This window comes from Pantoea sp. RCC30.1 (assembly GCF_058148845.1).
This window is the reverse complement of record NZ_JBXUHX010000044.1, coordinates 1-25,956: the sequence shown is the minus strand read 5'-3', so window position 1 is coordinate 25,956 and position 25,956 is coordinate 1. Positions and strand designations below refer to the sequence as shown.

General features: G+C 55.8%; 25 protein-coding genes and 1 tRNA gene. 17 read left to right on the top strand and 9 right to left on the bottom strand.

Features of this window, described 5'->3' with window-relative positions:
• From AC2LB6_RS22810 to AC2LB6_RS22765, 10 genes are all read left to right on the top strand, one after another.
• Window positions 1-352, top strand: a 352-nt coding sequence (locus AC2LB6_RS22810) for an anaerobic C4-dicarboxylate transporter family protein (protein WP_490095225.1), incomplete at its 5' end; no start/stop codon positions are given.
• 64 nt (window positions 353-416) lie between these two features.
• The gene (cutA, locus tag AC2LB6_RS22805; protein ID WP_490095224.1) at window positions 417-731 is read left to right on the top strand and encodes a divalent cation tolerance protein CutA; all 315 of its coding nucleotides are present in this window, start codon (window positions 417-419) and stop codon (window positions 729-731) included.
• A complete protein-coding gene (locus AC2LB6_RS22800) occupies window positions 707-2,407 on the top strand; it encodes a protein-disulfide reductase DsbD (protein WP_490095223.1) in 1,701 nt (566 codons plus the stop codon). The genes cutA and AC2LB6_RS22800 overlap by 25 nt, the downstream gene beginning before the upstream one ends.
• 63 nt (window positions 2,408-2,470) lie before the next feature.
• Window positions 2,471-3,046, top strand: coding sequence for a division control transcriptional repressor DicD (gene dicD / locus AC2LB6_RS22795; protein ID WP_490095222.1), 576 nt, complete (start codon window positions 2,471-2,473; stop codon window positions 3,044-3,046).
• 107 nt (window positions 3,047-3,153) lie between these two features.
• Window positions 3,154-3,229: transfer RNA gene (locus AC2LB6_RS22790), tRNA-Phe, on the top strand.
• Window positions 3,230-4,055: 826 nt separating this feature from the next.
• On the top strand, window positions 4,056-4,640 hold the full coding sequence (locus AC2LB6_RS22785) for a fimbrial protein (RefSeq protein WP_490095221.1): 585 nt from the start codon (window positions 4,056-4,058) through the stop codon (window positions 4,638-4,640).
• A gap of 52 nt (window positions 4,641-4,692) precedes the next feature.
• On the top strand, window positions 4,693-5,373 hold the full coding sequence (locus AC2LB6_RS22780; protein ID WP_490095220.1) for a fimbrial biogenesis chaperone: 681 nt from the start codon (window positions 4,693-4,695) through the stop codon (window positions 5,371-5,373).
• Between the two features lie 20 nt (window positions 5,374-5,393).
• A complete protein-coding gene (locus AC2LB6_RS22775) occupies window positions 5,394-7,922 on the top strand; it encodes a fimbria/pilus outer membrane usher protein (RefSeq protein WP_490095219.1) in 2,529 nt (842 codons plus the stop codon).
• On the top strand, window positions 7,913-8,431 hold the full coding sequence (locus AC2LB6_RS22770) for a fimbrial protein (RefSeq protein ID WP_490095218.1): 519 nt from the start codon (window positions 7,913-7,915) through the stop codon (window positions 8,429-8,431). Before AC2LB6_RS22775 ends, AC2LB6_RS22770 begins: the two co-directional genes overlap by 10 nt.
• On the top strand, window positions 8,428-9,444 hold the full coding sequence (locus AC2LB6_RS22765) for a fimbrial protein (RefSeq protein ID WP_490095217.1): 1,017 nt from the start codon (window positions 8,428-8,430) through the stop codon (window positions 9,442-9,444). Before AC2LB6_RS22770 ends, AC2LB6_RS22765 begins: the two co-directional genes overlap by 4 nt.
• 145 nt (window positions 9,445-9,589) lie before the next feature.
• Here the strand turns inward: AC2LB6_RS22765 and AC2LB6_RS22760 are convergent, their stop codons facing one another.
• The 3 genes from AC2LB6_RS22760 to AC2LB6_RS22750 form a co-directional block, all read right to left on the bottom strand.
• Window positions 9,590-10,759 (bottom strand): Gfo/Idh/MocA family protein, encoded by a 1,170-nt coding sequence (locus AC2LB6_RS22760; protein WP_490095216.1) that lies wholly within the window; start codon window positions 10,757-10,759, stop codon window positions 9,590-9,592.
• A 10-nt stretch (window positions 10,760-10,769) separates the two neighbouring features.
• The gene (locus AC2LB6_RS22755) at window positions 10,770-11,687 is read right to left on the bottom strand and encodes a TIM barrel protein (protein WP_490095215.1); all 918 of its coding nucleotides are present in this window, start codon (window positions 11,685-11,687) and stop codon (window positions 10,770-10,772) included.
• A gap of 150 nt (window positions 11,688-11,837) precedes the next feature.
• Window positions 11,838-12,863 (bottom strand): LacI family DNA-binding transcriptional regulator, encoded by a 1,026-nt coding sequence (locus tag AC2LB6_RS22750; protein WP_490095227.1) that lies wholly within the window; start codon window positions 12,861-12,863, stop codon window positions 11,838-11,840.
• 333 nt (window positions 12,864-13,196) lie between these two features.
• Between AC2LB6_RS22750 and AC2LB6_RS22745 the strand changes: the two genes are divergently transcribed.
• The 4 genes from AC2LB6_RS22745 to AC2LB6_RS22730 all read left to right on the top strand — a co-directional run bounded on the left by AC2LB6_RS22745 (window position 13,197) and on the right by AC2LB6_RS22730 (window position 16,523).
• Complete coding sequence (locus tag AC2LB6_RS22745; protein WP_490095214.1) at window positions 13,197-14,240, top strand: Gfo/Idh/MocA family protein; 1,044 nt, start codon at window positions 13,197-13,199, stop codon at window positions 14,238-14,240.
• Window positions 14,241-14,258: 18 nt separating this feature from the next.
• Window positions 14,259-15,137 (top strand): sugar phosphate isomerase/epimerase family protein, encoded by an 879-nt coding sequence (locus tag AC2LB6_RS22740; protein ID WP_090963816.1) that lies wholly within the window; start codon window positions 14,259-14,261, stop codon window positions 15,135-15,137.
• Between the two features lie 218 nt (window positions 15,138-15,355).
• Complete coding sequence (yghU, locus tag AC2LB6_RS22735) at window positions 15,356-16,219, top strand: glutathione-dependent disulfide-bond oxidoreductase (protein WP_490095213.1); 864 nt, start codon at window positions 15,356-15,358, stop codon at window positions 16,217-16,219.
• Window positions 16,220-16,229: 10 nt separating this feature from the next.
• Window positions 16,230-16,523, top strand: a complete 294-nt coding sequence (locus AC2LB6_RS22730; RefSeq protein WP_136196128.1) for a DUF1330 domain-containing protein — start codon at window positions 16,230-16,232, stop codon at window positions 16,521-16,523.
• A gap of 30 nt (window positions 16,524-16,553) precedes the next feature.
• On the opposite strand, the gene AC2LB6_RS22725 is transcribed toward AC2LB6_RS22730, so the two are convergent.
• Window positions 16,554-17,648, bottom strand: coding sequence for a YncE family protein (locus AC2LB6_RS22725; RefSeq protein ID WP_490095212.1), 1,095 nt, complete (start codon window positions 17,646-17,648; stop codon window positions 16,554-16,556).
• Between the two features lie 200 nt (window positions 17,649-17,848).
• Window positions 17,849-18,787 carry a LysR family transcriptional regulator gene (locus AC2LB6_RS22720; RefSeq protein WP_490095211.1) on the bottom strand — a complete coding sequence of 313 codons (939 nt, stop codon included), beginning with the start codon at window positions 18,785-18,787 and terminating at the stop codon, window positions 17,849-17,851.
• A 64-nt stretch (window positions 18,788-18,851) separates the two neighbouring features.
• On the opposite strand from AC2LB6_RS22720, the gene AC2LB6_RS22715 reads away from it, so the two are divergent.
• Complete coding sequence (locus AC2LB6_RS22715; RefSeq protein WP_490095210.1) at window positions 18,852-19,922, top strand: tartrate dehydrogenase; 1,071 nt, start codon at window positions 18,852-18,854, stop codon at window positions 19,920-19,922.
• A 1-nt stretch (window position 19,923) separates the two neighbouring features.
• On the opposite strand, the gene AC2LB6_RS22710 is transcribed toward AC2LB6_RS22715, so the two are convergent.
• The 4 genes from AC2LB6_RS22710 to AC2LB6_RS22695 form a co-directional block, all read right to left on the bottom strand.
• A complete protein-coding gene (locus AC2LB6_RS22710) occupies window positions 19,924-21,255 on the bottom strand; it encodes a glycoside hydrolase family 28 protein (protein ID WP_490095226.1) in 1,332 nt (443 codons plus the stop codon).
• A 103-nt stretch (window positions 21,256-21,358) separates the two neighbouring features.
• Entirely contained in the window at window positions 21,359-22,174 is an 816-nt protein-coding gene (locus tag AC2LB6_RS22705; protein WP_003855657.1) for a carbohydrate ABC transporter permease, read from the bottom strand.
• On the bottom strand, window positions 22,174-23,046 hold the full coding sequence (locus AC2LB6_RS22700) for a carbohydrate ABC transporter permease (RefSeq protein WP_003855659.1): 873 nt from the start codon (window positions 23,044-23,046) through the stop codon (window positions 22,174-22,176). Before AC2LB6_RS22700 ends, AC2LB6_RS22705 begins: the two co-directional genes overlap by 1 nt.
• Window positions 23,047-23,103: 57 nt before the next feature.
• A complete protein-coding gene (locus AC2LB6_RS22695; RefSeq protein ID WP_490095209.1) occupies window positions 23,104-24,435 on the bottom strand; it encodes an extracellular solute-binding protein in 1,332 nt (443 codons plus the stop codon).
• 550 nt (window positions 24,436-24,985) lie between these two features.
• Here AC2LB6_RS22695 and AC2LB6_RS22690 point away from each other — a divergent pair.
• Together AC2LB6_RS22690 and AC2LB6_RS22685 are read left to right on the top strand one after the other, a co-directional pair.
• Window positions 24,986-25,585, top strand: a complete 600-nt coding sequence (locus tag AC2LB6_RS22690; protein ID WP_490095208.1) for a GNAT family N-acetyltransferase — start codon at window positions 24,986-24,988, stop codon at window positions 25,583-25,585.
• Window positions 25,586-25,597: 12 nt separating this feature from the next.
• A partial coding sequence (locus AC2LB6_RS22685; RefSeq protein ID WP_490095207.1) for an ATP-binding cassette domain-containing protein occupies window positions 25,598-25,956 on the top strand: 359 nt, incomplete at its 3' end.

Sequence of the window (25,956 nt, the reverse complement as noted above, 5' to 3'; positions counted from 1 at the left end):
TATTCAGATGCTGGCGGGCGATACGCTGAAAACCTACCCGTGGATGCTGGCGCTGGTGCTGTTCTTCGCCTCAATGCTGCTCTACTCGCAGGCCGCTACCACTAAGGCACTGATGCCCGCCGCGCTGCTGCTGGGCGTTACCCCGCTTACTGCCATCGCTTCTTTCGCGGCAGTTTCGGCGCTGTTTGTGCTGCCGACCTACCCGACCCTTCTGGCCGCCGTTGAGATGGATGACACCGGCTCAACCCGTATTGGCAAGTTTGTCTTTAACCACGCCTTTATTATTCCCGGGGTGATCGCCATTGCGCTGTCGGTGCTCTCTGGCTTCGTCTTTGGCGGATTGCTGTTATAGCACCGTCATCGTGTTACTGATGGAGCGTGCTATCATCGGCGCTCTTTAAAACAGGAGTTACAGGATGAATGCAGTCGTTATCGTTTGCACTGCACCCGATCAGACCACGGCGGAGCACCTTGCTGGCTTAGCGCTGGAAGCCAGACTGGCGGCCTGCGTAACAATGCTGCCGGGCGCCACCTCCTGGTATCTCTGGCAGGGCAAAATGGAGCAGAGCAGCGAAGTTCAGATGCTGCTGAAGTGCGACAGCGATCATCAGCAGGCGCTGTGTGATCTGCTCAAAGAAGCACACCCTTACGACGTACCCGAACTGCTGGCGCTGCCGGTTCAATATGGAGACAGTGAATACTTGTCATGGCTGCACGCATCTCTCGCTTAATTACGCTTCTGCTGACGCTGTTTATCTGCCTGCAGGCGCACGCATCACTCTTTTCAAACCCGGCGACCAGCCGCTTTGTGCCGGTCGATCAGGCGTTTACGTTTGACTTCGACCAGCAGGGCGCGCAGCTCAACCTGCACTGGAAAGTGAAATCGGGTTATTACCTCTACCGCCAGCAGATCCACATCACACCGCAGAATGCGACAATCGCGCCGCTTACACTGCCCGCCGGTCAGCCGCATGAGGATGAATTCTTTGGTAAAAGTGAGATCTATCCGCAGGACCTGACGCTGCCGGTAACGCTGCAACAGGCGGCCAGTGGTGCCACGCTCAGCGTCACTTATCAGGGCTGTGCCGCCGCCGGATTCTGTTATCCGCCGGAGACGCGCAGCGTGCCGGTGAGCGCGGTAGCAGCCAGCAGCGCGCCAGCGCCAGTCAGTGCTCAGCCCGCGCCCGCCAGCTCGCTGCCCTTTTCTCCGCTTTGGGCACTGCTGATCGGCATCGGCGTGGCATTTACGCCCTGCGTGCTGCCGATGTATCCGCTGATCTCCGGCATTATCCTTGGCGGACAGCGGCACTATTCGCTGGGCCGACTGTTTGCGCTGGCGATGGTCTATGTCCAGGGAATGGCGCTGACCTACACGCTATTGGGGATGGTGGTTGCGGCAGCGGGATTACGCTTCCAGGCCGCGTTGCAGCATCCCTATGTGCTGTTCACGCTCTCCCTGCTGTTTATCATGCTGGCCCTGTCGATGTTTGGCCTGTTTACGCTACAACTGCCCTCCAGCCTGCAAACTCGTCTGACTCTTTGGAGCAATCGCCAGCAAGGGGGATCGCTGCCAGGCGTCTTCCTGATGGGCGCGCTGGCAGGTTTGATCTGCTCGCCCTGTACTACAGCCCCGCTCAGCGCCATTCTGCTCTACATCGCGCAGAGCGGGAATCTGTGGGCCGGTGCCGGTACGCTGTGGCTTTATGCGGTCGGCATGGGATTACCGCTGATTGCCGTGACGCTGTTTGGTAACCGTCTGCTGCCGAAAAGCGGCCCGTGGATGCAAACCGTTAAAGAGGGCTTTGGCTTTGTCATCCTGGCGCTGCCGGTCTTCCTGCTGGAGCGGGTGCTGGGCGACGCGTGGGGATTGCGGCTCTGGAGTCTGCTCGGCGTGGCATTCTTCGGCTGGTCGTTCAGCGTCAGCCTGCGCGCCAGCAGCGGCAGGTGGCGCGTGGTGCAGATTATCATGCTGGCCGCAGCGTTGATCAGCGCGCGTCCATTGCAGGACTGGGCATTTGGCGACACGGCGGCACAGCATGCTGTGGCTCCTCTGCCGTTCCAGAGTCTCCAGACGCCGCAGCAGCTCGATAGCGCGCTGCTGCAGGCACAGGGCCGCATCACTATGGTCGATCTTTACGCTGACTGGTGCGTCGCCTGCAAAGAGTTTGAAAAATATACCTTTAGAGATAGCGCCGTGCGCGATAGCCTGAGCAAGGTACAGCTGCTACAGGCTAACGTCACCGCCAGCAGCGCCAGCGACAACGCGCTGTTGCAGCATCTTCAGGTGCTGGGCTTACCGACGATTTTGTTCTTTGATGCGCAGGGACATGAAATTCCCGGATCGCGCATCACCGGGTTTCTCAATGCCGCCGACTTCCGGGCGTATTTGCAGAAACTTACCCCGTAAACAACACTGGAGTCAGGTCATTGCCCGGTGAATGACCGGGCATGCATACCAGAGGAGAGTCACTTGCAGCGTGAACAGATACTCGAGCATGCATTGAATGTGCTTGAACAGAACGGCCTCGCCGCCACCCTCTCATTGGAAACCCTGGCGGGTTCCGACTTAAGTCAGGAGCAGCTTCAGCTGTTCTGGCCCGACCGTGACGCCCTGCTCTACGATGCGCTGCGCTACCACGGGCAGCAGATTGAAACCTGGCGACGCCAGATCTTGCTGGATGAGTCGCTGTCGCCGGATCAGAAGCTGATGGCACGCTACGAAGTCCTGAGTGAGCAGGTCAGCAAAGGACGTTTTCCGGGCTGCCTGTTTATCGCCGCCTGCAGCTTCTACCCGCAGCCCGACCAGCCTATCCATCAACTGGCCGAGCAGCAGAAGCGTGGCTCCTGGCAGTTCACCCATGAGATTTTGCTAGAGCAGGGGCTGGATAACCCCACCATGGTGGCCGATCAGATGGAGCTGATCCTTGAAGGTTGCCTGAGCAAGCTGCTGGTGAAGCGCAATGTGCAGGATGTCGCCACCGCCCAGCGGCTGGCGGAAGATGTGTACAGCATCGCGCTGTGCCGCAAAAATGGCGCGCTGGCCTGAAGTTTTACCTGCTTTGACTGAAATTCAGGCAATCAGTCACGTTTCCAGGGGTTTTTTAATGAAAGCCGTTGACGGCCTGCGGCCTTTACGGTTTAATGCGCCCCGTTGCCCGAATAGCTCAGTCGGTAGAGCAGGGGATTGAAAATCCCCGTGTCCCTGGTTCGATTCCGGGTTCGGGCACCATATTTAAAGAACCCGCCTCTGGCGGGTTTTTGCGTTCTGGAGCAACCCCGTAATCGAAGGTTCGATTCACTCGCCGCATTCCTGTTTCCCGCCCTACCTGGTTTATCTGCGCCATTCTACCGTTGTCCGCCAGCCCCGAATGTCAGGCATGACGAAGAAAACGTCTGAACTGACCCTCAATTATCCTCTGCACGCTTTAATGAACTTATCTGCTATATCAATGGCCATCCCGGCAGAGACAAGGCGATCATGCCAGCTGTCACAAACAGGGATTCTGCTAATCTCTATCTGCCGGGGCTAGCCCCTTTTATCCAAAGTCCAGAATGGCTTTTTAAAAAATCATTGCAAACGATATTTCCTGATCTTTATCAAGGTATATTCTGTGGTCAGGAGAGATAACATCATTCTTTTTTATTACGATAGAAATACAAATAAAAATAATTCCCATATGATGATGGAATTATTACTCACCCTCTGGACAAGGCTAACTTCATAACTCTCAATATTTTTATTAAAAAATAAATAAATTATTAACATAAATGTTCAATATAGAATGGTTATTTATCGATACTCCATCTATATATTAAAAAACTACAGGTTATTTTTTCTTAAATAAATTACAATAACCCTATCTTACTATTAAGAGGAGGGAATCACCCCGCACATATCGAAACAGCACAAACAAAAAATAAATAAAAAAAGAAACCCTATATTAAAAACCAAACTTCTATATTTTCGTATATTTACAGTAAAATAATTTTTATATTTATTGTCAGTCATTATTTACAAAACACAACATAGCAAACTCAAAAATAAAGGTGATTACATGAAATTAAAATTTAATAAAAAAGCCCTTCTGGTATTAGGTGTTTCAGCTCTGTTCCCGATGGGTTCCGCTCTGGCGGCAACAACCAGCGGTGGGTCTGTCAACTTTAACGGAAGCGTCGTGACATCAGCCTGCGCCATCAGTGCCAACAGCGCAAACATTGATGTTGATATGGGTGAAGTACGTACTGCTACTCTGGCCGCTGCAGGCAGTGAAGCAAGCGTGGCTAAAACGTTTTCTATCGCTCTTGAAGATTGCGCAATTGCTGATACCTCAGCCTCTACAGATGAGAATCCTATTGCAGCCACTACAGTCGCAGTGACCTTCTCCGGTACGCCAGATGGTAATGATGTCAACAGCCTGGCAGCGGGTGTAAACGGTGGTGCAGCATCCGCGCAGAATGTGGCCATTCGTCTTTATGACGAGCAAGGCAACGTCGTGAAACTGGGCGAGGCGGCTACAGCAACGCCACTGCGTAAAGGCTCTAATACGCTGAACTTCAGCGCTAAATATTACTCACCAACTGGCGGTGCGACGGCGGGCGATGCCAGTGCAGTTGCCACCTACACAGTAACCTACTCGTAATCGTCATGCCCGGTTTAATGACCGGGCATGAATAGACGTTCAGGAGAAACAAATGCGTTCTTTAACCTGGGTTTGTCTGGCCGCCACATTGTGTTCATCCGCGGTACACGCCGGTGGCGTGGGGTTAGGTGCAACACGTATGGTCTACTCCGCTGATTCAAAACAGTCCACCCTTCAGGTCAGAAATACCCATGCGACAGCCTCATTTTTAATTCAGTCCTGGATGGAGACTGCCAGCGGGGAGCGCACGCAGGATTTCGTTATTACTCCGCCGCTATATGTTTTAAAACCGGCAACCGAAAGCGTGGTGAAAATTATTTTCAATGGTAAATCTCTGCCGCAGGATCGTGAATCTCTGTACTGGCTGACGGTAAAAGCAATTCCCCAGCAAACGAAAAATAGTACAGGTAACTCTCTGCAGTTCGCCTCTGCGAATCGTATTAAGGTATTTTATCGTCCCGTTTCACTTCCCGATAATGCTAACGAAGCATGGAAAAAAATTAGCGGTGAATATAGTGCGGGCAAAGTCGTACTGAGCAACCCTACACCCTGGTTCATTACCACAATCAATCTCAAAGTTGATGGTAAGACGGTTAAGCCTGTGATGTTGCCACCAAAATCAACTATCACACTGGCGGAGAAATTCAGCCAGGCCACATCGCTGACTTTTCAGACTATCAATGATTACGGTGCATGGACACCAGTGACACGCGCCCCGTTGAACCGTAAATAAATTCGTTGAGGGATGCTCGAGTGAAAATGAAAATCGTTTGTGCGGTGATGGCTTTCCATGCCATGGGTTATACCGCGGCCGCGGAGAGCGATTTGCACTTTAACCCCGCCTTCCTCAATGGCGAAAACGCTTCGGTTGCTGACTTATCCTGGGTGAATACAGGCAGTGCCTTGCCGCCAGGCGAATATAATATCAACGTCTATATCAATAAGAACTATGCCTTCACTGGCGACGTTATTTTTGCTGTGGATAAATCAAGTGGGCAGGACATAACCGCAGCATGTCTCACGGCCAGTCAGCTTGATGCGCTCGGTGTTGACATGGCACAGGCAAAGGGTGCCAGCCTGCCGCTGGCAAAGCAGTGCTATTTTCTCAACACGCTGTTTCCGGGCAGCAGCACAGACTATGAGCCGCAAACCCTCACGCTCAACATCACTTTACCGCAGAGCATGATGCGCAATCTGCCACGCGGCTACGTCAGTCCGGAAAGCTGGGAACGTGGCATCCATGCCGGGTGGCTGAACTATGTCATTAACGGCTCAAATAACACCTACAGAGGGAATACTAAAACCCGTGATCAGCAGTTGTTTGCCAGCCTGAACAGCGGCATAAACATTGGCGCATGGCGGCTGCGCGACTATACCACCTGGACCAAAGACACGAATGAGCTGAATCATGTGCAGACCTGGCTGCAACGTGATGTTCCGGCGCTGGGCGCACAGCTTTACGCCGGGGAAACTTACACCTCATCTCAGGTGTTTGACTCAGTAGGTGTACGCGGGCTGGCGCTTAAAACTGATGACAACATGCTGCCTGCAAGCCTGATCGGTTACGCGCCCGAAGTTCGGGGGATTGCGCGCAGCAATGCTATCGTCACCGTTCGACAGAACGGCAATGTTATTTATCAAACCAGCGTGTCGCCCGGGCCATTTGTGCTCAGCGATCTCTATCCCACCTCTTCGGGTGGGGATCTCTCTGTCACTATCAGGGAGAGCGATGGCGACGAAACCCAGTTCAGCGTACCTTTCGCCAGCGTGCCTAATCTGGTGCGAAGCGGCCAGGCTAAATATGCCCTCAGTGCGGGAAAATTCCAGCCGGTCAATAATCAGGATGCGCCGACATTTGCCCAGGGTGAACTCTTTTATGGCTGGCAATATGGACTGACCTTTTATGGTGGCGCTCAACTTTCCGAGCGTTATCGAGGGGTTGCAGCGGGCATCGGTCAGAACCTGGGCCGCTTTGGTGCCTATTCGCTGGATGTTACCCATGCCCAGAGCCAGCTTGCAGATGATAAGCGCTACACGGGCGACTCCTTACGCCTGCGCTACAGCAAACTGCTCAACGACATCGGGACACGCGTAAATTTCTATTCGCTGCGTTACTCCACACAAGGGTTCTATAACCTCAGCGACACGGCTTATAAAAGGATGAGTGGCGGTAAGCCGGAACAAATAGTAGAAGCGGATGGCACAGTGACTACCCGCTATGAAAATATCTATAACCTCCGGATGTCACGCAAAGCCAGAAACCAGCTGCAGCTATCGCAGCCGATGGACGAATATGGCTCTCTGTCACTCTCCTGGGATCAGCAAACCTACTGGCATACCTCGAAAACGACACAGGGGATCCAGTTTGCGTGGAATACGACCTTCCGATCGGCCTCGCTGGGGGTTAGCTTCCAGCGCAGCACCAGTCTGTATGATGACAGTAAAGATAACATTCTGGCGTTATCGCTCTCGATCCCCTTTGGCGATCCGAGAAATTCGACACGGGCACGTTTCTCCACCACTCAGGGGAAATCAGCAGGAACGATCTACAGCGGTGGCGTCAGTGGTTATGTGCCTGGACAGGATGAGCTTTATTACAGCGTCAATCAGCGCTACAACGCCCGACAACAATATGGCGGCGATACCGCACTGCAATATAAAAATCAGCGGGGCCAGTACAACCTGGGTTACAGCTACGGGCGTGATGCCCGCAATCTCAGCTACGGCATAAGCGGTGGTGCTGTTTTACACGAAGATGGTTTGACGCTAAGCCAGCCGCTGGGCAACACCAATATTCTGATCAAAGCACCGGGAGCCAGCGAGGTTGCAGTTCTTAATCACCGAAGTATTAAAACCGACAGCCGGGGTTATGCGGTGATCCCTTACGCTACGCCTTATCGCGTTAACCGGGTAGGACTCGACACCACGACCACGGGCAATGATGTTGAACTCGATAACGCCATCATTAGCAAAACGCCAACCGACGGCGCACTGGTGCGAGCCACCATTGCCACTCAGCAGGGTGCAAAAGCGATGTTTGTCTTACGCCAGAACGGCAAGGAATTGCCTTTTGGTACCGTCGTCGCACTGGAGGACAGCGAGGTTAGCAGCATTGTGGGTGATGGCGGCAGCGTCTATTTATCGGGTCTGCCATTGAAAGGCACGCTTAACGCGGTCTGGGGCAAAGATAACACAGCGCGCTGTTCTGTTCGCTTTCAGCTCAATAAGCAGGATTTCAATGCCCGCACGGGCCTCTATTCTCTGGAGGGAGCATGTCAGTAACAACCCGCGGGGTATGCATCGTACTTCTGTTCGCCTGCACGTGGCCGGTACGCGGCTACGATGTGCTGGTTTCGGTAAAGGGTAATCTGATTGCCAATACGTGCGTCGTCGCCGCCGACTCGCTGGAGAAAAATGTACCGCTTGGTGATATCGGCACCAGACAATTAAGTAAAGCGGGTGCGGTAAGCAACATTAAAACCCCTTTCACGCTGACGCTGGAAGCGTGCGGCCCCACCTTTTCAGGCGTGAAGATCCGCTTTAGCGGCACGCCGGATGATAGCGATCCGCGACTGATTAAAGTGGCTGAAGGCGGCGCGACAGGCGTGGCAGTGCAAATCCTCGATAAAGAGGGCGCGCTTGTCCCACTCGATACCCAGACAACCGCCTATGGCGTAGCGGGTAACGACAGCGTACAGATAAATTTTTATGCCCGATTAACCGCCACAGGCCCTGAAGTGACCGCTGGCGACGTTTCAGCCATTGCCACCTGGACTACGGAGTATCAATGATGCGTATTTTACTGTTGCTTGCCTGCTTTCTCACCTCTGCCAGCGCACTGGCCCTGGATTGGAGATCAGACATTACGCTCTCACCCCAGTCAATGGAATATTCCGGGCCAGCAGACTCCGTGATGCCGGGTGACATTATTGGTTCAACCTGGAGCGCGACAGCCGATGTCCAGGAAGTGTTCTGGTGCGGATTCATATGGACTTGCGAAAAGGGCACGCTTGAACCCTCCCCCTCGGCAATATCCAGCGGCATGACAGTGACGGTCGATGGCATAAACTACACCATTTTTGAAACCGGTATCCCGGGTATTGGTTACATTATTGGTCTCAAAGATTTTAATGGATCGGAATATACTCCCTTGCAAAAGGGCATTACGCAGAGCTTTCCGGCCGCAGGCACGAGTAGCCGTCCCAATAATCTGGGCTGGTCAGCAAAAGTAACATTTGTTAAAACGGGAACAGCACTGAAGTCGGGCATCTATACAACGCCAACGAACAATGCTGCCATTCTGACAGCCTACAATAATGAAATTAAAACCGCGCAGGTCATCATTAACCCCACCACTATCACAGTGGCGGCCAGCGGTTGTACGGTCAACACTAAAAGTGCGAACGTCGATCTGGGCACGCTGGATATCCGCACACTTTCAACCGTGGGCAGTACCTCACCTTCGGGGGCGTTCAACGTCACGCTCACCTGTGATCAAAACATCGCGGTGAATGCAGTCATGACAGACCAGACGATCCCGTCTAACAGTTCATCGGTTGTGACACTGACCGGCGACTCTACCGCGTCGGGCGTGGGCGTACAGTTTTTCTACAACGGTATGGGCCCCCTGAGCATGGGCCCGGACAGTTCGGCTGATGGCACGCTTAACCAGTTTTTTATCCAGACAACTTCATCAGCAAACCAGGTCTTGTCGCTGCCTTTCCAGGCGCAATATATCCGTACGGGCGATCTGGTTCCCGGAACGGCTAATGCACTGGCGAGTATAACTTTCTCCTATCAGTAATAGCCTGGGCGTCATACCGCCTTCTGAGCAGATTCACCCGACTATTGCTGGCTCACGATATCCGAGCCAGCTGGCTGATATTGTAGTGACCGGGGATAACGTCTTTCTCGCTTTAACCCCCCCTCACACCTGCTTAAAACTTACGTCAGCTCGTCACCCACACCGCCCCGGCATCCGCTGATTTCACGCACTGCGCCACCCAGCGCACGCCCATTAATCCGGCATGCACATCGGGATACCAGAAATCCTTCAGGAAGGCGGTGTCGCGGCGATCGGTGGCATCCATCGCCAGCGCGAAGCGGCGATAGAGATTCGACCAGGCTTCAAATAGACCTTCCGTGTGTCCCCCGCCGATGCGGTCCTCTTCCAGCGCGCGCGGGCTGAGATAGCCCATGCCTCGCTCCAGAATCCGCACTGGTTCGCCCTGCACTTCGTATCGCAGCTGGTTTGGCTGCTCATCCCACCACTCCAGACTGGCTTTAGACCCGACTACCCGAATCTTCTGCCCATGCATCGATCCGGCATTCACCGCCGACGCCCAGAGCGTGCCGACCGCGCCGTTGTCATACTCCATCATCACAAAGGCGTTATCCTCCAGTGGCGCACGCGACGTGACAAAGCTCTGGCGGGAACAGAGCAGACGCGTCACTTTCAGCTGCGGCAACATCGTTTCGGCGATAAACAGCGGATGCGTCGCCAGATCGCCTAACACATAGCTCGGGCCGACAAAGCGCGGATCAACCCGCCAGCGGGTACTTTCACTCTGCAGCTCCACCGCCTCATTATGGAAACCATGAGCAAACTGCATGTTAACGATGCGGATCTCACCCAGCGCCCCTTCAGCGATCATCTCTCTGGCCTGATGAATCAGCTGATGCCCGGCGTAACCGTAGGTGACGCCAACAATCTTCTGTTTCTCCCGGCTCAGCTGCTCCAGTTCATCGGCTTCTTCGACCGTAAAACAGAGCGGCTTCTCGCACACCACATGCAGCCCGGCATTCAGCGCCGCGCGGCAAATGGCGAAATGGGTATTGTTAGGTGTGGCGATCGAAACCGCTTCAATGCCATCTTCGCGCCCGGCTTCCCCGGCGAACAGGCTGGCGTAATCGGTGTAACAGCGCTCAGGAGCCACACCCAGCGCCTGACCAAACTCGCGCCCGCGTGCAGCATCAAGATCAAACGCGCCCGCCAGCAGCACAAAGTTTCCGTCGCGCTGTGCCGCCGAGCGATGGATATATCCAATCTGGCTGGTGCCGCCGCCGCCGATCATGCCCCAGCGTAGTGAGCGATTAGCCGCTTTTTTACCGTTAATCATGCTGTTGTCCTCAGAATCCTGTTGATCGGAGATAGTCCAGGCTGGCTTTAACATCCCGCAGGCTGGTATCGGCATGGCGCGGATCACGCTCCTGTTCGATGGTGATCCAGCCCTGATAATTACGCTCAGTCAGCAGCGTGCGCACCGCCGGATAGTCGATTGCGCCCTGCCCGAGCGGACACATCACGCCCTGCGCGCAGGCGGTGAAAAAGTCGAGTCCACGAAAGAGTGCGTCACGCCAGACCGGCTCGTTAACGTCTTTGAAATGGAGGTAATCGATGCGCGACCAGTACTGTTCCAGCGACGCAACTGGATCCATGCCGGCATAATAGAGATGGCCTGTATCCAGGCATAAACCCGCGACTTCGTGCGGAATGTCAGAGACCAGTTGCGCCAGCTCATCAGCAAACTCAATGCAGCCGCCGGCATGCGGATGGATCACCGGCCGCACGCCATACTCCTGCCACGCAATCTCACTCAGAATAGTGATGTGCTGCATCATGCGCTGCCAGTCGTCAGCGGAAAGGCGTGGCGCTTTTTCTGACTGACCGGCATATTTCGCCCGCTCCGGATTGCCGAAGTCGATGATCACCAGATAAGGCGCGCTGGCTCCGGGCGTTCTGGTGGCGGTTGGCACGCTGGCCAGCGTGCGACACAGGTTGTGAGTCAGCGCCACCAGCGCAGGGAAATGCGCCTCACTGACTAAATCATCAAAAATCGTCCCCGCCACCAGCGAAAGCTGATGGGCATTAAGCTGCAGTGTCAGTTCGGCGGCATCCGTTGGCAGATAGCCCCAGGGGCCGAGCTCGATGCTGGGATAGCCAGCCTGCGCGGCCTCGGTCAGGACTTTGTGAAACGGCGGCAGCCAGGGATTAGCGGGATCATCCACGCCCCAGCTACAGGGCGCATTAGCAATATGAAAGGTCATGGTATCTGCCTGTGCAGTGTGAACTGCTGGCAGTATCAAATAAAAATTTCATCTCAGACAACAGTGAAAGTTTCATTTTTTGATAGAGATCGCGTTTAAAAATTGCGGAAAATGATAGATTTTTATCAAATAGACGCTAACCTGCTCTTTTTACAGGTTTTCACGCGTCACGATTTCAAACGGCACCGTTACCTGGGCAAAATGGTCACGCTGCTCCGATCGGCTGTTGAGACAGGTATTGATGACCGCCTCAGCCATGGCATCAAGGCGATGGCGCAGCATCAGCGTGATGGTGCCGTCAATCAGTGCCAGCTCATCACCCGGCAGCGGACCGTGGCACAGCAGATCGATCTGCCTGCGTCCGCTCTCACGCAGCGCCTGCACAACGCCCTCTATGCCGCCGCAGGGCGCATAAATCATTATCAGATCATCATGGGCTTCCAGTAGCTGCCGGGTCGCCTGATAGCCCCCTTCGCCCGACTCATAAGTCTTTAACGGTTCCAGTACCCGCTGACTGATGCCCGACTCGCGCAGGTAGGAGCGGAAGCTGATCTCGCTGCTCTCCTGGCAGGTAAAACGGTGGTCGCCCAGCAGCACCCCGACGCACCCCGGCTCACGCAACAGGTGCTGTGCCATCCAGGCGGCAGTGCGCCCCGCTTTCTGATTATCGATGCCGATAAACCCCGCATGCTCACAGGGCGAGAAATCGGAGAACAGCGCGTAGACCCGCACGCCCAGTCGTGACACATCCTGAATGGCATGGCGGATCAGCGGATGATCCAGCGCCACCAGCGCAATCACATCGCTGCGCTGTGCCAGCTGACGCAGCGAGTGCGCTACCGCCTCAACCTCATGAATATCATGCCAGCAGAATTCCGGTTCGCTGCCCTCTGGCTGCTGCATCTTAAGCTGCTGTTTCAGCGCCTCGCCCAGCTGCTGATAAAAAGAATAGCGGGCAGGCAGCAGGATAAAGCTCACGCGAAGCGTTGCCGCAGCGAGATGTGGGATGGCCTGGCTGTGCGCCTGGGTCATGCGATAGCCCAGCTCGCGGGCCGCTGCCAGCACCTTCTGCTCGGTCACATTGCGAACCGGCGCACGGCGGTTCAGCACCCTATCCACCGTCGCCACACCCACGCCCGCCGCCTGCGCGATGGCGGTCATCGTCACTTTTGACATCATCCTTCTCCCTGCTCTCTGCAGCGTTAGCTGACGGCTACGCCTTTATGTTCTGTTGTATCTGATATCCACACTCTATCGCGGCGGGACCATTTCCTCTCATTTATTTGATAGAAAATCAGCGTTAACCTTGATCACCTTCGCAAAATGAAACATTTATTTCTTTCTGCATTTTCTTTAAAACATCCATTTGCTAAAACGGGTAAAAATCCCGCACCGATCCGGTTGATGGGATCACATCATTAAAAGGTTAGAGCGGCGACGGCGGGCTTTCTATAGTGGAGTCCTGAGCAGCAACTGCCTGCACGTACAACACGTACAAAAGGAAAAGATATGTTCCCTTCAACGCTTCCGGCTCCACGCATAACCGATGCCAGCCAGGTTCCGCGACTGCGCTGGGGCATTATCGGGCCGGGCTGGATCGCCGACCATTTTGCCCATGCGCTCCGCCAGCACACCCGGCAGCAGATCACCGCGGTGGCTGCCCGTGACCCGGCAAAAGCGCAGGCCTTCGCTGACAAATGGTCAATCGGCCACGCCACAGGCCGTCTCGATGAGTTGCTGGCGAGGGATGATGTTGATGCGGTCTATATCGCCACGCCCCATAACCACCATTTTCCCGATGGTCTGCGCGCGATTGCCGCCGGAAAGCATCTGCTGATTGAAAAGCCGCTGGCGCTGAATGCACAGCAGGCAACTCAGCTTAAACAGGCCGCTGCTGTCGCGAACCTGCTCTGTATGGAGGGGATGTGGTGCAACTTTGCGCCGAAGTATGACGTCATCCGCCAGCTGCTGGAGGATGGCGTACCCGGTGACGTCCACACCCTGATTGCCGATCATGGTGAGTTCTTCACCCCGGATCATCGCATCTTCAATGCCGACCTGGCGGGCGGTCCGATGCTTGACCTCGGCAGTTATCTGGTGGCGCTGAGTGTGTTTGTTGGTGGCGGTGCGCCTGACACGATCGTCGCCCATGGCCAGCCCGTCCCGGATGGCCGCGTTAACGGTCAGACGTCGATGCTGTTTACCCATCAGCACGGCATGCAGTCGGTACTGAACACCACCCTGTTCAGCAACACACCGGGCGGCGCAGTGATCGCCGGGCGCGACGCCACCCTGGAGCTGGCGGGTCAGTTCTATGCCCCCGGTGACTTCACCCTGACCTCCAGCGACCGGCGTCACCGCCTGCAATGGCAGGAACCCACTAACCGCTATGAACAGCTCAGTCATGAAATAAATCACTTCGCCTGGTGTATCGGCCAGAGTCTGATCGATTCGCCTGTCCATTCGCTTGACCAGGCGATTATCACCCTGGCCGCGATGGACAACGTCAGGCAGCAGATTGGCGTGACCTTCAATGAAGAACAGCAACCTTAATGTGCCCGGAGCAGAAAGATGAAAATCGCTTTTGATGTGGATGTGATTAAAGATTTAGGCATCACCCGTATGGTTCATCAGGTGGCCGACTGGGGATACAAATATATCGAGCAGTCGCCGCATCCGCAGATCAACCCGTTTTATAAACATCCTAAAGCCAGCCGTGAAATCATCACCGAATACAAGAATGCGTTAAGCGCCACCGGGCTGGAAATCTCCTCGTTTATCGTGGTTTATCGCTGGTCCGGCCCGGATGAACTGCGCCGTCAGGCGGCAGTGAAGAACTGGAAGCGGATGATTGAGATTGCGGTTGAGATGGGTGTGCAGGTCATTAACACCGAGCTCTCGGGCACCCCTAACGAACCAGAAATCTGTGAAGAGATGTTCTATCGCTCGATGGAAGAGCTGCTGCCGATCATCGAACGTGAAGGTATCCGCGTCGAAATCCAGGCGCATCCGTGGGATTTCTGCGAAGAGAACAACGAAACCGTGGATATCGTGAAGTCGTTCCGCAGCGATAACGTGAAATATATCTATAGCGCGCCACACACCTTCTTCTATGACAAAGGCAAAGGCGATGTGAAGCCGATGCTGGAGTATGCCGGTGACGATCTGTCGCACATGCTGATCGCCGATACCATGAACCATACTAAGCACTGCCGCTACATCGTTAACCCGCCAGGCGTGGATGCCACCATTCACCAGCATGTCGGCGTGGGCGAAGGTGAAGTGGACTTCGACACCCTGTTCAAAACGCTGCGCGACACCGGTTTTGCTACCCGCACCCATAAAGTCGGCGGTGATCCGATTATTGCTGCGTCTCTGTTTGGCTATCCGGAAAAAATGAAGGTTCAGGCAATTGAAACCCGCGAACTGATTGAGCGCGAACTGCTGTAAACCTGCCTGCCGTGCAGTCGTTGCTGACTGCACGGTAATGCCAGCTCAGGACAACGAACGCTCCGCCTGACACACTTTTATTCACTTTTCTCCGACACCGCTGCCCGCCTGACTTCGACCCGTTTTAGCACGCCCTCGCGCAGCCAGCAGAGTTAAACCGCCTTTGCAGCACCTGCTACACTCCAGACCAATACCACACCATAAGGCGAACTTTCATTATGTCGGAAAATGCATATCAGCCCGCAAAAGTCTGGACCTGGGACCCTGAAGCCAAAGGTAACGGCGCTAAAACTAATCGTCCGTTCGCTGGTCCCACCCATGAAAAAGTGTTGCCGGTCGGCAAGCACCCTTTACAGCTTTATTCACTCGGCACGCCTAACGGCCAGAAAGTCACCATCCTGCTGGAAGAGCTGCTGGCGCTTAACGTCAACGATGCTGAATATGATGCCTGGCTGATACGTATCGGCGAAGGCGATCAGTTCTCCAGCGGTTTTGTCGATGTGAACCCGAACTCAAAAATTCCGGCGCTGAGCGATCACTCAGCAACGCCGCCGATTCGGGTATTTGAATCGGGCAATATCCTGCTCTATCTGGCGGAAAAATATGGCTATTTCCTCCCGAAAGATATCGCTGGCCGCACTGAAACCCTGAACTGGCTATTCTGGCTGCAGGGCTCTGCGCCTTACCTCGGCGGCGGCTTTGGTCATTTCTATCACTACGCGCCAGAAAAAATTGAGTACGCCATCAACCGCTTCACGCTGGAAGCAAAGCGTCAGCTCGACGTGCTGGATCGTCGGCTGGCCGATAACCGCTATCTGGCCGGTGATGACTACACCATCGCTGACATCGCCACCTGGCCGTGGTACGGCAACATGGTGCTGAATGATCAGTATGGCGGTGCCGAATTCCTGGATGTGCAGTCCTATAAAAATGTGGTGCGTTGGGCGAAAGAGATCGCACAGCGTCCTGCCGTTATTCGTGGCCGCAAGGTCAACCGCGTCATGGGCGACCCGGCCGATCAGCTGCATGAGCGTCATGATGCTGCTGACTTCGATACCGAAACCCAGGATAAAAAAGCTTAAGGAGAGACCTGTGAGTGCATACGTTGTATTTATTCGTGATAACACCCTGAACCAGGACGAAATGGCGATCTACGCCGAGAAAGCGGGCCAGGCACGCGGCGATCATCAGATCAATCCTCTCGCCTTTTATGGTGAACTGGAAACGCTGGAAGGTCAGGACGCGGAAGGTGTGGTGATTCTGGAATTCGCGAGCCGCGAAGCCGCACACGCCTGGTATGACAGCCCGGAATATCAGGCTGCCAAAGCGCACCGTCTGAAAGGCGCGAACTATCGCGTGGTGCTGGTAGAGGGCGTTGCTAAGTAAGCATTCAGGCGGCAGTGATGCCGCCTTTTTTTATTGCAGCGTGATACGCGCCACGCCATCCAGAAGCTGATGGCTGTGGTCGTCATTGAAGCCCTGCTTCAGAGCAACGTACAGTGTCTGCCCGTCAGGTGCGACCAGCAGGCTCTCTGGATGCCCCTCAAACGACCAGCTGTTTTTCACTTCATAAGTGGTGCCATCCAGCTGCAGCACTTTCTTCGATTCGCGCTGGCTGATATAAATCTCATTGCGCTTGCCGTTAAACTTAATCCCCATCGAATCAGCCGGATCCAGACGCTGAATGACCTTGCCGCTGCGCTCATCAAACACCAGGGTATTTTTCGTTTTGGCGTTATCTGTGACAAACAGGCGCCCCGTCGCCGGATCTTCAGCCATGTTCAGGAACTGAGCGTCCTGACCGTCATCTGCAGTCAGGCGCTGCTCAATTTTGTGATTGCGCGGATTAATCACCAGGATTTCACCGCTGCCGTTCGCTGCATAAATCCGGTCGCTGACCGGCGAGAAGATAATGCCTGTAACACCCTTCCCGGCATTTTTAATCCGGGCTTTAAGCGTCAGGGTTTTCGCATCAACCACCCAGATCACACCCGGATTGCCCACGCCACCGACATACAGCATCCCGTCATGCAGAAAGATCTCACGCGTGCTCACCGGCAAACCGTTCTCGTTTTTATCGTCGAACATCAGACGCTTCAGCACTTTACCGTTCTCGGGATCGATCTTTGCGATGCTGCCATCCTGCGAGTTGGTGGTGTAAAGCGCGCTGCCGTCCGGGTCGCTGATCAGACCGACGTTTTTCAGGTCGTAATGCCCTACCCCGGTGCTCTGCAGCGTGGTGCCATCAAGACGGTAGATCATCCCGCCGCTAATATCATTGCCTTCCGGCGCACTGGCAACATAGAGCGCGTTTTTGGCGGGCAGATACGCCATCTCATACAACCCGTCACCCAGCTCGCGCTGAATCAGATTATCGGGGCTGGAGGGCTGCATCACCATCGGCGCATTGCCATCCACTTTATTCGCCATCATCTGGCACGCCGTCAGGCTGAAGGTGGTGACCATCGCCAGTGTGAGAGCCGCTTTACGCGGGCTGAACAACGCTTTCATACTTAACTCCCCTATCGACCTGCTCTCCCGGCTGGCCGCAACGCAGAGGGCTGGCAGGGAAGAAAATGAATGAGAATCATACGCAGCAGCTAAAACGCTGTAAACGGAGTGGCGCGCTGAAGCAATCGAATCAGCTTAATACGGTATATTTATTGCCCGCTTGCATCTGACCGCACCATTCACTACCTTTAAAAGCATTACTAATCAACCACTTGAAGATTATCCTGCAGAAAGGTCACAAACGCGGTAATACGCGCCGGAAGCTGGCGCTGTGCCTGCCAGACCGCAAAAATATCACCATCAGGTGCCTGCCAGTCGGGTAACACCGGCAGCAGTTCGCCCGTCGCCAGACTGTGCTGCGCGTCCCACCAGGAGCGTAGCAGAATGCCATGTCCATCCATTGCCAGCCGCATCGCCACTTCACCATCGTTGGTGATCAGGCTGCCGCGCACTTTCTGGCTGATGCTCTGTTCGCCGCTGGTCAGCCGCCACAGCGTAAAATCGCTGTCGTGCTGGCGCAGTAAAATGCAGTTGTGTTGTGCCAGATCGCGCACCGTGGCGGGCAGACCGTGCCGGGCGGCATAGGCGGGAGAGCAGCAGAGAATGCGCGGATTGGTACGCAGTTTGCGCGCCACCAGCCGCGAGTCAGGTGGTTCCCCGACGCGGATATCAATATCCATGTGCGCATCAAGAAAATTAAGCGGCTGGCTGCTGAGCTGCAGCGAGAGTGAGAGTTCCGGATGCAGCGCGGCAAAGGCCGAGACGCAGGGCGCAATATGCCGACGGCCAAAACCAAATGAGGCGTTAATGTTAAGCGTGCCGCGTAACTGCGCAGTTTCACCACTGACCGCCTCTTCCAGCGCCGCCAGTTGATCCAGCAACGGACGCGCGCCCGCCAGATAACGGCGGCCTTCCGGCGTCAGCTCCAGCCGTCGCGTGGTGCGGCGCAGCAGTTGCACACCAAGGCGCTGCTCCAGCTGGCTCAGACGTTTGCTGACCGCCGCCAGTGACAGTCCCAGTTCGCGCGCTGCCGCGGTCAGACTGTCCAGCGCGGCCAGGCGAACAAAGAAGGCTAAATCATCGGTGGAAGTGCGGGATTCTCTACTTTGATTCAACAATGGATTGCCTTTCAGCCTCATTATTTCCCCGGAATCGACAGTTATACTGCGTACACAATTCGAACATCAACCGGAAAGGTGCCCTGTGACTGATAAAACCCACCGTATTGCCGTCATCCCTGGCGACGGCATTGGCAAAGAAGTGATGCCGGAAGGCGTCCGCGTGATGAATGCGGCCGCAGAGAAATTTAACATTCCTTTGCGCTGGGAGTGGTTCGAATACGCCAGTGCTGACTACTGGCAGCAGCATGGCAAAATGTTGCCTGATGACTGGTTCCCGCAGCTGAAAGCCTTCGATGCGATCTACTTTGGCGCGGTCGGCTGGCCCGATGTGGTGCCCGACCACGTTTCGCTGTGGGGCTCGCTGCTGCAGTTCCGCCGGGAGTTCGACCAGTACGTTAATCTGCGTCCGGTGCGACTGATGCCAGGCGTCAAAGCGCCGCTGGCGAATCGTCAGCCCGGCGATATCGACTTCTATGTGGTTCGCGAAAACACCGAGGGTGAATACTCCAGCGTCGGCGGCACCATGTTCCCCGGCACCGAACGTGAAGTGGTGATTCAGGAAACGGTGATGACGCGCACCGGCGTCGATCGCATCCTGAAGTTTGCCTATCAGCTGGCACAGAGCCGGCCGAAGAAACACCTGACCTCCGCCACCAAATCGAACGGTATTGCCATCACCATGCCCTACTGGGATAGCCGGGTTGAGGCGATGGCCGGTCAGTACCCCGATGTTCGCGTCGATAAGTATCACATCGATATTCTCACCGCCAACTTCGTGCTGCATCCGGACTGGTTTGATGTGGTGGTCGCCAGCAACCTGTTTGGCGATATCCTCTCCGATCTCGGCCCGGCCTGTACCGGCACCATCGGCATCGCCCCGTCGGCCAATATCAATCCGGAAGGCCTGTTCCCCAGCCTGTTTGAGCCGGTTCACGGTTCTGCGCCCGATATCGCTGGTAAAGGCGTCGCCAATCCCATCGGACAGATCTGGTGTGGCGCGATGATGCTGGAGCACCTCGGCTACAAAGCGGCAGGTGATGCGGTGTTAGACGCGATTGAACGCACGCTGGCAGCGGGCAAGCACCTGACGCGCGATCTCGGCGGCAGCGCCAGTACCGAACAGCTCGGTGCGGCCATCGCCGCCGCGCTGTGATTTAGTCCGGCAACTGCACCACGCATTCCAAATGCCAGCCTGGCGGTAACGGCTCCGGCCTGTTGATCACCAGGCTGTGCAGTTGCAGGTTCTCTACGCCGCGCGCAAACAGGCCCGGCAGCCCGCCGGGATAGCGCTCTACCCCAAAGGCTTCGCCGGTTTTTGGGTCAAGCCTGTAGGCGTTATCCAGCCCCATGCCGGTCGGTGAGTCCGGGTTACAGGGCGGCCGCACGTCGTAGTGTCCCTGTGTCATCGGCGACACGGTCTGCCGCATCTGAAGCTGGCTGATGACCACATCGCGTATCCAGCCCGGTTCTGCCGCATGAAGGTTAATCGCCCCTTCCGCCACGCCCGTCATGTTGCTGAACTGCACCTGCTCCACGATGCCGGGCGTGATGGCGGGATCGCGACGGCGCACCGAAATATGCAGCGGATCGGCTTTTCCCCAGTGACAGGGCGGCGCGTGGTGACAGGCAAAGGTCAGGTTACTGAACAGCAGACGCCGCATCGCGCCGCCGTCACGCGACAGAATGCCAATGCCCCGGTTGGAATCAAAAATGGTGCAGCCGGTCACCGTGACATCTTCCACATCATCCCAGGTTTCGGTGCCGATTTTAAAGGCGCAGCTGTAACTACGCAGCAGACAGTTGGTGATCATAATCTGCCGCGCCGGACGCCGCAGCGCGGCCGGTTTGTAGGTGGTTTTAATGCAGATAGCGTCATCGGCGGCGCTGAGGTAGCTGTTGCTGACAAACACCGCTTCGCAGCCGTCGATATCCAGCGCATCGGTGTTCGGCATGGTCATGGCGTTGTCGATGGTGAGATGGTCGATATGCACATGGCGACAGCTCACCAGATGCACCGTCCACATCGGCGCCTGTACGATGGTAAAGGCGGTCAGCGTCACCTGCTCGCAATCTTCAAACACAATGATCCGCGGCCGGTCCACGCGCGGCAGGCGATAACCCTGCTCATCCCGCTCAGCGGCAAACCAGGCTTCGCCCTCGCCATCAATGCGGCCGGTACCGCTGAGGGTGATATTGCGCTGGCCCAGCGCATAGAGCAGCACATTGTGGGACTTCTCAGCACAGCTGAGTGCCTGAACGGCCTGGTAGTCAGCCAGTCGCGGACTGGCAATCAGCACCGCCCCCGCTTCAAGGTGCAGTTCAAAATCAGAGGGCAGATTCAGGCAGCCGCTGCGATAACGCCCGGCGGGCAGGGTCAGTCGCCCCCCACCCGCCGCCGCAATCTGATTCATCGCGCGTTGCAGCACGGCCGTGTCCAGGGTTTCGCCATCGGCGACAGGGTGAAAATCAGCAAGGGAAAGGTGCATCATGCGTCTCCCGCAGGATTGAGGAGGAGGAATTGCAGCACGACACGGCGCGGCAAACCTTTGTCTGGTCGCCAGTACGCCGTTTCGTGCGGGATATCACAAATTACTTCACGGCCCCTTCGGTGACGCCGCTGATAAACTTGCGCTGGAAAATCAGGAACACCACGATCAGCGGCATAATCACAATCATCGCGCCCGCCATCAGCACCGGAATGTCGATGGTGTTTTTATTCTGGAAAAACATCATGCCGATCGGCAGCGTGCGCAGCTCATCCTTGTTGACAAGAATCAGCGGGATCAGGAACTCGTTCCAGGTCCAGATAAAGAGCAGCAGCCCCAGCGTCGACAGGGTCGGCCAGATAGCGGGCACCAGAATGCCCCACAGAATTTTGACCCGTGACGCCCCATCCATCACCGCCGCTTCCACCAGCTCTTTCGGCACCTGCTGAAACGCGCTGGCGATCATCAGCGTGGTAAAGGGCAGCGACAGAGCGATTTGCGGCAGGATCAGCGCCAGGTAGGTGTTGGTCAGCCCCATCCAGCGCAGCTCGTGATAGAGCGGAATGATAAAGGCTTCACTCGGCAGCACCATCCCCAGCGCCAGCATCGCTCCGATAACTTTTTTACCGGGGATCTTCAGCCAGGCGAAACCGAATCCGGCCAGAATGCCGAGCAGCACGCTGAACAGCACGACCGGGATTACCACCAGCACCGAGTTGAGGAAGTAGACGTTGAAGTGCCCCTGCTGCCAGGCGGTCACGTAGTTTTTAAAATTCAGCGAGGCGGGCAGCGTGAAGATGCCCTGAAACAGCTCCATCTGGGTTTTAAACGAGGTCATCAGCGCCATCAGAAACGGCAGAATCGTCATCAGCGCCACGATCCAGATCAGCGCGCGTGAAATCACCGGCGTGCTTCGCATCAGTAACGCTCCTTTAAGGCCAGATGGATCAGATAGTTAATCCCTAAAACAATGATCATGCTGAACACCGCTACCGAGGATGCGTAGCCAAAGTAGTGCAGGTCAAAGCCCTGCTTATACATAAAGATGTTGGTGACCATGGTGGAGGTGCCCGGCCCGCCCTGCGTCATCACATAGACCAGGTCAAAGGCTTTCAGGCTGGCGATCACCGTCAGCAGCAGGGCAATCCGCAGCTCGGGCCGCAGGCCAGGCAGCGTAATGCGCATAAACTTCTGGCGACGCGATGAGCCATCCAGATCGGCAGCTTCCAGCAGTGAAGGATCCATGCGCTGCAGGCCCGCCATAAACAGCACCAGACAGAAGCCGAAGAAGTACCAGGTGGCGACCAGACCGACAGCGGGCAGCGCCCAGGTGAAATCACCCAGCCACGAGAGCGCCAGCTGGGGCAATCCGATCGCGCGTAATATCTGGTCGATGGGGCCAAACGCCGGGTTATAGAGCCAGCGCCACACTACACCCAGCACCGCCATTGGCATGATGTAGGGCAGGAAGAAGAGAATGCGCAGCACGCTGCGTTCGTTATTGTTGCGCGTGTCATACAGAAAGCTGCAGAGCAGCAGGCCGACGCCAATCGGCAACAGGGTATAGAACAGCATCAGGATGGCGTTATTGCCCAGCGCAATCCAGAACACCGGATCGCTGAACATGCGCATGTAGTTGCTGATGCCACTAAACACCGGCAGCGAGGTGCCGTCCCATTCGGTAAAACTGATGCCCAGCGAGGCCAGCAGCGGAAACAGCAGAAACACCGCATAGACCAGCACCGCAGGCAGAACATAGAGAAAATTACGCCAGCTGCTTAAATTCAACATAACCCTACTCGTGGTTCAGAACGATGCTCAGGCCCGGCTGTTCGCCGGGCCTCCGGCTTAATGCTTCAGAGTTTTCAGGTAACGCTGATAGTTGTTATCAAAATTCACCACCATCTGATCGGCGGTCTGACGCCCCGCCAGCAGCAGCTGGACGTTCTGATTCAGTTCGGCATTCATGGTCGGTGTTGCCCAGTCCACATAGTGACCTAAACCGTCATAGTCATTAAGCGTCAGCCAGACCTGATAGGCCTCCGCCAGCAGCGGATTGTCCGCGGGCATTTTGGCTGCTTTATTGGTGCTGGCCGGCAGGAAGCCTACCTTCAGCCAGCGGTTCGCCATGGCATCAGAGACCATATAATTGATGAACTTCGCAGCCCCCTCCTGCTGATCTTTGCCTTTGGCCGTGCTGGTAATCGAGAACGCCAGATCGGTACCGCCCACCATCAGCGGCTGTTTCACACCTTCACCGGCAGGCATCGCGGCGAAGTGAATATCTTTGTTATCTTTAAACTGGCCGAGATACCAGGTGCCGCTGACCAGGAACGCGGCCTGGCCGTTCTGGAACAGCGTCGCCGCATCGTCGTGACCAATGCCCTGGAAGCCAGGGAAGAAGTACCCTTTGTCAGTCCAGCTCTTCATCATGGTGGCGGCATTGACCAGCCTGCTGTCTTTAAAGGTGCCGCCCACATCGTAAATCAGATTATCCAGCGTCTTGCGGTCGTGGCTCTCAATCTGCGCCTGCCACAGGGTGCTGAGCAGCTGCTGGCCCATGTTGCCATCCAGCAGGCCAAGCATCATCGGCGCGGTGCCCTGCTGTTTCAGCTTCGCCATGGCGCTCTCCAGCTCGGCCAGGGTTTTCGGCACCGCAATGCCCGCTTTATCCAGCACCGCTTTGTTGTAATAAAGCCCCACCATTTCGCCCAGGCTGGCGATGCCGTAAAGCTTGCCGCTGCCGAACTCGCCGCTGTCTGACCAGCGGTTACGTTTCAGAATCGAGTCCGGGAAGCGGGTAGTCCAGCCGTAGCTGGCGGCGTAGCTGTCGAGCGGCAGCAGCAGCTTATCTTTGACCAGCGAGCCCATATCACCGCCGCCCTGGTTGACCTGCGCGATCTGCGGGCCATCTCCGGCGGTCAGCGCCAGCTTCAGCGGAATGCGGGTATCTTCAAAGGAGTGAACCGAGCGGTTAATCACGATGCCGGGATTCTGCTGTGAGAACTCTTTAATCCCTTCATCCACCGCAGCAGTCTGCTCCGGGTAGTTGTAGATATCCCACTCATTCAGAGTGACGGCGGCGTGGGCGGCATGAGAGACGCTGCCCGCCAGCAGGCCCGCTGCCAGCAGCCGACCCACATTGCGAATTCGGAACGAACGAACGGAGGAAACAGACATTATGCTCACCTTCTTCAGACCAGGATCGGCATCCTTTCATCTCACCGCCTGACATCCTGCAGGCTGCAGCCGCACACAAACGCACTCACTCATACTTACTTTAATAGAAAAATAAAGTCAAACAGCCTGCAGATCGAATTGCAACGCTGTGAGCACGCGCAAATAAACAGCGACATGGCATGAAATTCAGCACGCCGCGCTGGCTTTCAGGCCATTAACCGTGGCGGCGCGTCGCCAGTCGTTTTTTCTGCAGCAGGAGATACCAGTCTGATAATCGCAAAATAACATCCTGATAAAACATATGAAAATCCTATCACACTCACACTTTTATCTTTTGATCGGTCGTGAATCTGCCGCCAGCCGCCATGTTCGGGGCGTGTTGGCGATCACAGTTGTGCATTCCGATGCCGGTAAACGTTGCTGAACTGCCTGCGTTAGTGCGATAAGGTAATTATTCTATCTTGAAAACTAAGTCCACTTTCATTAACGTAACTTTCATCTGCGGATCTGTTCAATCCCTGACCGGTTCCCTCACTCACGAGAACTCACCATGGCGAATCAAGGTGTCATTCGTCCGGCCACCCCGGCGGACTACCCGGCGCTCTACCGCATCTGCCTGGAAACAGCCGATGCGGGCGGCGATGCCCGCGCGCTCTACTCCGATCCTGACTATCCTGGCCAGCGTTTTGCCGTGCCCTATGCGCGCTTCGCGCCTGACTTTGCTTTTGTACTGGAGCGCGACGGTGAGGTGCAGGGTTATGTGGTTGCGGCGCCCGATACCCGCGCGTTTGAAGCGCAGCTTCAGGCCGAATGGTGGCCGCCGCTGCAGGAGAAGTATCGGGATCGCAGCGCCAGCGCCCCGCTCGACAGCAAAGTGCTCGACGCGATCCGCCACCCCGGCCACGCCGCTGACACCCTGGTGACGCAGTGGCCCGCTCATCTGCATATCAACCTGCTGCCGGCGGCCCAGAAAGGCGGCTGGGGTCGCCGGATGATTGAGCATGAACTGGCGGCTTTAAGGGCGGCGGGCGTCAGCGGTGTCCATCTTGGCGTGAGCCTGCAGAACGAGCAGGTCTGTGCCTTCTATGAGCGCATGGGGTTTACTCCAATCGTGCGCAGTAATGCCATCTACATGGGCCAGTTACTCTGAGTGAGGTAGCCGATGACCAGCCTGCGCTTGCAGAATGTAAAGAAATCGTATGAACACGTTAATGTCATTCATGGTATCGATCTGACGATCAACAGCGGCGAATTTGTGGTGTTTGTCGGGCCATCCGGCTGCGGTAAATCGACGCTGCTGCGGATGATCGCCGGGCTGGAGGAGATCAGCAGCGGGCAGTTGCTGATTGAGGAGCAGGACATGACCCAGCAGCCCGCCACCGAGCGCGGCATTGCTATGGTATTTCAGTCTTATGCGCTCTATCCCAACATGACGGTGCGCGGCAACCTGGCCTATCCGCTGGAGGTGATGAAAAAGTCCAAAGCGGAGATCAACGAGGCGATTGCCCAGACGGCTGCTCG